This is a genomic window from Geodermatophilus sp. DF01-2, from assembly GCF_004571065.1.
GTDB lineage: Bacteria > Actinomycetota > Actinomycetes > Mycobacteriales > Geodermatophilaceae > Geodermatophilus.
The window spans coordinates 1-6,411 of the sequence record NZ_SPQN01000133.1; the positions used below are offsets into that span (position 1 = coordinate 1).

At 74.3% G+C, this 6,411-nt stretch carries 8 protein-coding genes; 7 read left to right on the top strand and 1 reads right to left on the bottom strand.

Translation table 11 applies throughout. The features are described from left to right. Window positions 1-705 (top strand): hypothetical protein (locus E4P41_RS20765; RefSeq protein WP_135143108.1); only part of this gene is annotated, 705 nt, incomplete at its 5' end. A 111-nt stretch (window positions 706-816) separates the two neighbouring features. Here the strand turns inward: E4P41_RS20765 and E4P41_RS20770 are convergent. Beyond that, window positions 817-2,001, bottom strand: coding sequence for a sugar phosphate nucleotidyltransferase (locus tag E4P41_RS20770; protein ID WP_135143109.1), 1,185 nt, complete (start codon window positions 1,999-2,001; stop codon window positions 817-819). A 470-nt stretch (window positions 2,002-2,471) separates the two neighbouring features. On the opposite strand from E4P41_RS20770, the gene E4P41_RS20775 reads away from it, so the two are divergent. The 6 genes from E4P41_RS20775 to E4P41_RS20800 are packed head-to-tail and all read left to right on the top strand — an operon-like array spanning window position 2,472 to window position 6,203. Next, entirely contained in the window at window positions 2,472-3,596 is a 1,125-nt protein-coding gene (locus E4P41_RS20775) for a chemotaxis response regulator protein-glutamate methylesterase (RefSeq protein ID WP_135143110.1), read from the top strand. Further along, window positions 3,593-4,417 carry a protein-glutamate O-methyltransferase CheR gene (locus tag E4P41_RS20780; RefSeq protein WP_135143111.1) on the top strand — a complete coding sequence of 275 codons (825 nt, stop codon included), beginning with the start codon at window positions 3,593-3,595 and terminating at the stop codon, window positions 4,415-4,417. Before E4P41_RS20775 ends, E4P41_RS20780 begins: the two co-directional genes overlap by 4 nt. A gap of 1 nt (window position 4,418) precedes the next feature. Continuing rightward, a complete protein-coding gene (locus E4P41_RS20785; RefSeq protein WP_135143112.1) occupies window positions 4,419-4,802 on the top strand; it encodes a response regulator in 384 nt (127 codons plus the stop codon). Then, window positions 4,799-5,356, top strand: coding sequence for a chemotaxis protein CheX (locus E4P41_RS20790; protein ID WP_135143113.1), 558 nt, complete (start codon window positions 4,799-4,801; stop codon window positions 5,354-5,356). The genes E4P41_RS20785 and E4P41_RS20790 overlap by 4 nt, the downstream gene beginning before the upstream one ends. After that, window positions 5,353-5,715, top strand: coding sequence for a response regulator (locus E4P41_RS20795; RefSeq protein WP_135143114.1), 363 nt, complete (start codon window positions 5,353-5,355; stop codon window positions 5,713-5,715). The genes E4P41_RS20790 and E4P41_RS20795 overlap by 4 nt, the downstream gene beginning before the upstream one ends. Next, the gene (locus E4P41_RS20800) at window positions 5,712-6,203 is read left to right on the top strand and encodes a hypothetical protein (RefSeq protein WP_135143115.1); all 492 of its coding nucleotides are present in this window, start codon (window positions 5,712-5,714) and stop codon (window positions 6,201-6,203) included. Before E4P41_RS20795 ends, E4P41_RS20800 begins: the two co-directional genes overlap by 4 nt. Window positions 6,204-6,411 lie beyond the last annotated feature (208 nt).

Sequence of the window (6,411 nt, forward strand, 5' to 3'; positions counted from 1 at the left end):
CACGTGCGCACCGCCGCCGCCGACGGCCCGCCCGGCGCCGACCGCGCCGCCGTCCTGGTCGCCCAGCTCGAGCGCAGCACCATCGGCGACGCCGCAGCCGTGGAACGCGTGCTCCGCGAGGACGTCCTCGGCCCCGAGCACCCGGCCGTCGCGCTGGTCGACGAGGACGTGCGGGACGCCGCGGCCGACGTCCTCGCCGACGCCTCGGTGGGCTCCTGGGCCGCCGCGGTGCTGCCGCCGCTGGTCCACCGTCAGCTCACCGGCCCCTTCGGCGTCGCCACCGCCACCGGCGTGCCCACCGTCCCCGAGCTCGACCTCGGCCCGGCGACCGGCGAGCTCTCCGAGCTGCTGACCGGGCTGCGGACGCTGGACGGGGCCGGCCGGGCCCGCTGGCTGGCCGCCGTCGACGCCGGCCGCGCCGAGCGCCGACCGTGGGCCACCGCGATGCACGAGGCGTCCTGGGCCGCACACGTCTCCGGCCGCACCCGCACCCTGGCGACCGCGCAACTGCTCGCCGTCCGGGCCTTCGTCGACGCCGGCTTCGACACCACCGCGGCCGCATTGGGCGCCTGGAACGCCGTCGCCGGCTGCGTGCAGGGGATCGTCATGGGCGACCTGCTCGGCGCCGACGCCCTCGCGGTGCTGTTCGCTTCGTCGGCCTACCGGCCGACACCGCAGCCACGGGACGTCCCCGACCTGCGCTGAGCCGCTGCCCGTGTCCCGGTCGGGGACCCTCCGGGCCCCGCGACCGGTCCACCCTGGCCAGGAGCCGTCCCCGACTCTGTCGGACCCGTCACCGCCCCCCAGCCTCGGGAGTCAGTCCTCCTGGGGGTCGGGGAAGCGGGCGCCGGCGGGCACCTCCGTGCCGGCGTCCACCTCGGCCCCCCGGCCGAGCAGCGTGACGTCGCCGCCGTCCCCCCCGACCGACGCGCGCTCGCCGACGACCACCCCGTCGTCCAGGACGGCGCGGGTGACCGTGGCGCCGGCGCACACCCGGGCCCCGGTCAGCAGCACCGAGTCGACGACGGTCGCGCCGGCCTCCACGACGACGCCCGGGGAGAGCACCGAGCCGCTCACCCGACCGGCCACGCGGGTACCGCCCGACACCAGGCTGCCGTCCACCTCAGCGCCGCGCAGCACCCGGGCGGCGCTGTGCCGCCCGCCGCGGGTGTGCACCGGCCAGCGCGGGTCGTCGAGGTCCAGCGGCGGCTCGGGGGAGAGGAAGTCGCGGTGGGCCTCCCAGTAGGCCTCCACGGTGCCCACGTCGCGCCAGTAGCCGTCGAAGGAGTGCGCGCGAGCGACGCCGCCGCGGGTCTGCGCCGGCAGCAGGTGGGTGCCGAGGTCCTCGAGGCCCTCCTCGCCGTGCTCCTCGCGCAACGCCTCCAGCCGGTCCAGGGTCGGGCCGGGGGAGAAGACGAAGACCTCGTTGGTCGCCGTGGTGGTGCGGGGCTGGTCGGGCTTGTAGGCGTAGTCGGTGATCTTCCCTCCGGCCCCGACCTCGACGATGCCGTAGCGCGCGGCATCGTCCTCGGCGACCTCGGTGGTGACCATGGTGACCTCGGCGCCGGAGCCGAGGTGCTCGTCGACGACGTCGCGGTAGTCGAGCTTGTAGACGGCGTCGGCGCTGACCACGACGAGGGCGTCGGCGGCGAAGTCGCGGACCAGCGGCGCGTACCGCCACAGCGAGTTCGCCGTCCCGGAGACCCAGCCGGCCCGGTCGGTGCCCTTGTACGGCGGCAGCACCAGCAGCCCGCCGTCGGTCCGGTCGAGATCCCACGGCCGACCGTTGGCCAGGTGCCGGGACAGCGACGCGGGGTGGAACTGCACCGACACCCAGACGTCGGCCAGGTGCGCGTGCTGGCAGTTGCTCAGCGGGAAGTCGACCAGCCGGTACACCCCGGCGAAGGGGACGGCGGGCTTGGCGCGCTGCTCGGTCAGCAGCTCCAGGCGACCGCCCGCGCCACCGGCGAGGACGAGGACGAGGACCCGGGGGAGTGACATGGGTGGCGGCTACCCGGACCGCCGGCGTTCATCCCCGGTGGACGGCGGTCAGCCCTCTCTGCGGCTCTCTTTCGATTCCGCTAGACGGGCGCAGACGGTGCTCGACCGCCGTCCTGGCTCACCGTTCCGGCTCCGGGCTCACAACTGGTGGTGAGCCCGGAGCCGGAACGATCAGCTGACCTGATCATCGCTGACCCAGCGTTGTGCGGGAGATGTGTCGACAAACGGCGAGAATGGTCGGCGAGCGCATTCATGATCGCCGAATAATTGCTCCGCGAATTCCTGCGCATCGGCTCAAGGAGAAGGGGGGAGCGGCCGACAACAGCCGTGACAGGCACCGACAGCGGGCGGACGCCGGGACCCCGGGCGGACCGCCGGCTGCATCCCGCTCCCGGCCCTCCGGGCGGGTGCCGATCCGGCAGCGCCAGCTCACCCCTGGCCGGCACCCCGCGCGGGGAGAGGGAGGACGCATGGACCCGATCCGGGTGCTGGTCGTCGACGACTCGGTGGTCGTCCGCAAGATCGTCACCGACGTGCTGTCCGAGGACCCGGCGATCGAGGTGGCCGGCACCGCGGTCAACGGCCGCGTCGCCGTCGCCAAGCTCGAGGCGCTGAAGCCCGACCTGGTCACCATGGACATCGAGATGCCGGAGATGAACGGTATCGAGGCGGTCCGCGCCATCCGTGTCTCGCGCAGCCGCGTGCCGATCGTCATGTTCAGCACGCTGACCGAGCGGGGCGCGGCGGCCACCCTCGACGCCCTGTCCGCGGGCGCCAACGACTACGTCACCAAGCCGGCCAACGTCGGCAGCGTCGCGCAGTCCATGGAGAGCGTGCGCCAGCAGCTCATCCCCAGGATCAAGGCGCTCACCGGACGCCCGGTCACCCCCGCCCCGGCCCGCGACTCCGGACCCGCGCCGGCTCCCGTCCGCCCGCCGGCACCCCGCACCGGTGCGGTGAAGCAGCCCGCCGTCCTGGTGGTCGGCTCCTCCACCGGCGGCCCGGAGGCGCTGGCCAAGCTCCTCCCCGCGCTCCCGGCGTCACTGCCGGTGCCGGTCCTGCTGGTGCAGCACATGCCGCCGGTGTTCACCCGCCAGTTCGCCCAGCGCCTGGACCGGCTCTGCGCGCTGCGGGTCGTCGAGGCCGTCGACGGCACGCCGCTGGCCCCCGGCACCGTGCACCTGGCCCCCGGCGACCACCACCTGACCATCCGCCGGACCGGCCGCGGGCTGCAGACCTCGCTGGACCAGGCCCCGCCGGAGAGCTTCTGCCGCCCCGCCGTCGACCCGCTCTTCCGCTCGGCGGTCGAGGCCTACGACGGCGCCGTCCTGGGTGTCGTGCTCACCGGCATGGGAGCGGACGGTCGCGTCGGCGCCGGCCGCATCCGTGCCGCCGGTGGCGCCGTCGTCGTCCAGGACCAGGCCACCTCCGTCGTCTGGGGCATGCCCGGGGCGGTCGCCTCGGCCGGCTTCGCCGACGAGGTGCTGCCCCTGGACCGGGTCGCCGAGTCCGTCCTCCGGCGGCTGTCCGGCCCGCGGACCGCCGCGTTCGGCACCTCCTCTTCCGTCCCTGCGAGCGTGGGAGGACGGCGATGACCCTCACCACCACCAGCTTCGACTGGGTCCGCCAGCTGGTGCACCGGGAGAGCGCGATCGTGCTGGCCCCGGGCAAGGAGTACCTGGTCGAGGCCCGGCTGCTGCCGATCGCCCGGTCCATGGGGCTGCCCGACGTCGGCCGGCTGGTCGACTCGGTCCGCAGCCGGCCCAGCCCGGAGTCCACCCGGAGGATCGTCGAGGCGCTCACCACCAACGAGACCTCCTGGTTCCGGGACGGCGATCCGTTCACCGCGCTCACCTCGACGGTGCTGCCCGCCCTGCTGGCCGCCCGCGGCCCGGCGGAGCGGCTGCAGATCTGGTCGGCGGCCTGCTCCAGCGGGCAGGAGCCGTACACGATCGCGATGCTGCTCGAGGACGCGCTGCCGAACGCCTCGACCCGCGTCTCGATCACCGCGACCGACCTCTCCCGCGAGATGGTCGAGCGCACCCGCGCCGGCAGGTTCAGCCAGCTCGAGGTCAACCGCGGGCTGCCCGCGCCGATGCTGGTGCGGCACTTCACCCGGGCCGGCAGCGAGTGGCAGGTCTCCCCGGGTCTGCGCCGGATGGTGACCGCCGCTGAGTGCAACCTCGCCGCTCCGCTGCCGCCGATGGGCCCGTTCGACGTGGTCTACCTGCGCAACGTCCTCATCTACTTCGACCTGCCCACCAAGCAGGCGATCCTCCGCCGGGTGCGTGCGCTCCTGCGCCCCGACGGGTGGCTCTTCCTCGGCGCCGCGGAGACGACCCTCGGCGTCGACGACTCCTGGGAGCGGGTCGTCGTCGGCCGCAGCTCCGCCTACCGCCCGCTGAAGGGGGCCTGACGTGCGTGCACTGGTCATCGACGACTCACGCGCCATGCGGCGCATCGTGAGCGGGGCGCTGGAGGGGTTCGGCTACGAGACCCGCCAGGCCGCCCACGGACAGGAGGCGCTGGATCTGCTGCACGACGGCTGGATGCCGGAGCTGTGCACGATCGACTGGAACATGCCGGTCATGGACGGCCTGCAGTTCGTCTCCGCCGTCCGGGCCAACCCGGCCTGGCGCGCCCTGACGCTGATGATGGTGACCTCGGAGAGCGAGCAGAGCCAGATCGTCCGGGCGCTGGCCGCCGGAGCGCACGAGTACGTGATCAAGCCGTTCACCGCCGACGCGCTCCGCGACAAGCTCGCGCTGCTCGGCCTGCTCCCCGAGGAGGCTCTCCTGTGACGCTCGCCCCCGGCGCCACCGAGCGCCGAGCCGGCGCCGGCCCCCGTCCGCTCATTCCCGCGCTGATCGACGCGGCCACGGTCGAGGCGATCGCCGGCGAGGCGTGGATCGCCCTGGTCGGGGAGGACGAGCTGCTCGTCCCCGTCCCGGGCGAGCTGCCGGCCGACACCCTCTCCGCGTGGGTCGACGTCGTCGGCCCGTGGACCGGCAGCGTCGTCCTCACCACCGGCCGGCAGACCGCTGCCGACCTGACCCGGGCGCTGCTGGGCCGGACCGCCCCCGAGCTGCTCGACCACGAGGACGTCGCCGACGCGTACGGCGAGATCGCCAACGTGGTCGGCGGCAACGTGAAGGCCGCGCTGCCCGGCCCGTCCCAGCTCAGCCTGCCCGCCGTCGGGGTGGCCCCCGCCGTCCGCAACCCCGACGACGTCTGCCGCGTCGAGGTCCTCTGGCGCGGCCAGCCGCTCGTCGTCTCCGTGCAGGGCGCCCTGCCGCCCCTGCCGCACCCCCTTTCCCCGCACGAGAACCCGCACCCGAACGGAGCGTCACTGTGAAGATCCTCGTCGCCGACGACAGCCGCGTCATGCGGCAGATCGTCATCCGCACCCTGCGCCAGGCCGGCTACGACGACCACGACATCGTCGAGGCCGAGGACGGCCGCGACGCCTACGACAAGGTCCAGGCCGAGAGCCCGGACCTGGTCCTGTCCGACTGGAACATGCCCAACATGAGCGGGCTGGAGTGCCTGCAGGCGCTGCGCTCGGCCGGGTCGGGCGTCCCGTTCGGCTTCGTCACCTCCGAGGGCTCGCCGGAGATGCGGGAGAAGGCCGCCGGCGCCGGCGCGCTCTTCCTCATCGCCAAGCCGTTCACCGAGGAGACCTTCCGGGACGCCCTGGACGGGGTGATCGCATGAGCGCGCCGCTCACCGTCGTCCTGCCCGACGCGAAGGCCGTCAAGGACATGCTCACCGGGCTCGTCGGCAAGCCGGTCGGCGTGACGCCGGGCGCGCCGGTCACCCCGACGGAGCGGTCGTCGGTCTCGGTAGCGGTCTACGTGAGCCCGTCGATGGACGTCAACGCGTTGTGCGTCATGGACCTCGGCCTGTCGGCCTACAGCGGCGGCGCGCTGGCGCTGCTGCCGCCCGGTGGTGTCCAGGACGCCGTCGAGGAGGACGGCGAACTGACCGCCATGCTCACCGAGGCGCTGCACGAGGTGGTCAACGTGCTCTCGGCACTGTTCAACGTGCCGGGCGCCCCGCACTCCAGGCTCTACAGGCTGTACGCCCCTGGCGACGAGCTGCCCGCCGACATCGCCGGCATGCTGGCCGCCTTCAACCGGCTGGACCTGGCGGTCGAGGTTCCGGGCTACGGCAGGGGAGGGCTCTCCCTGGTCGTGCCGTGACGATGACATCGCGGTCCTACCGGACCGCACCGCGGCCAGGAGGCGTTCCCGGCCTGGCATGAGCCCCACCCGTCCGTCGTCGGGGGACCCTCCGGGCCCCCGCTCCGCCGGACCGCGGCCAGGAGGCGTTCCCGGCCTGGCATGAGCCCCACCCGTCCGTCGTCGGGGGACCCTCCGGGCCCCCGCTCCGCCGGACCGCGGCCAGGAG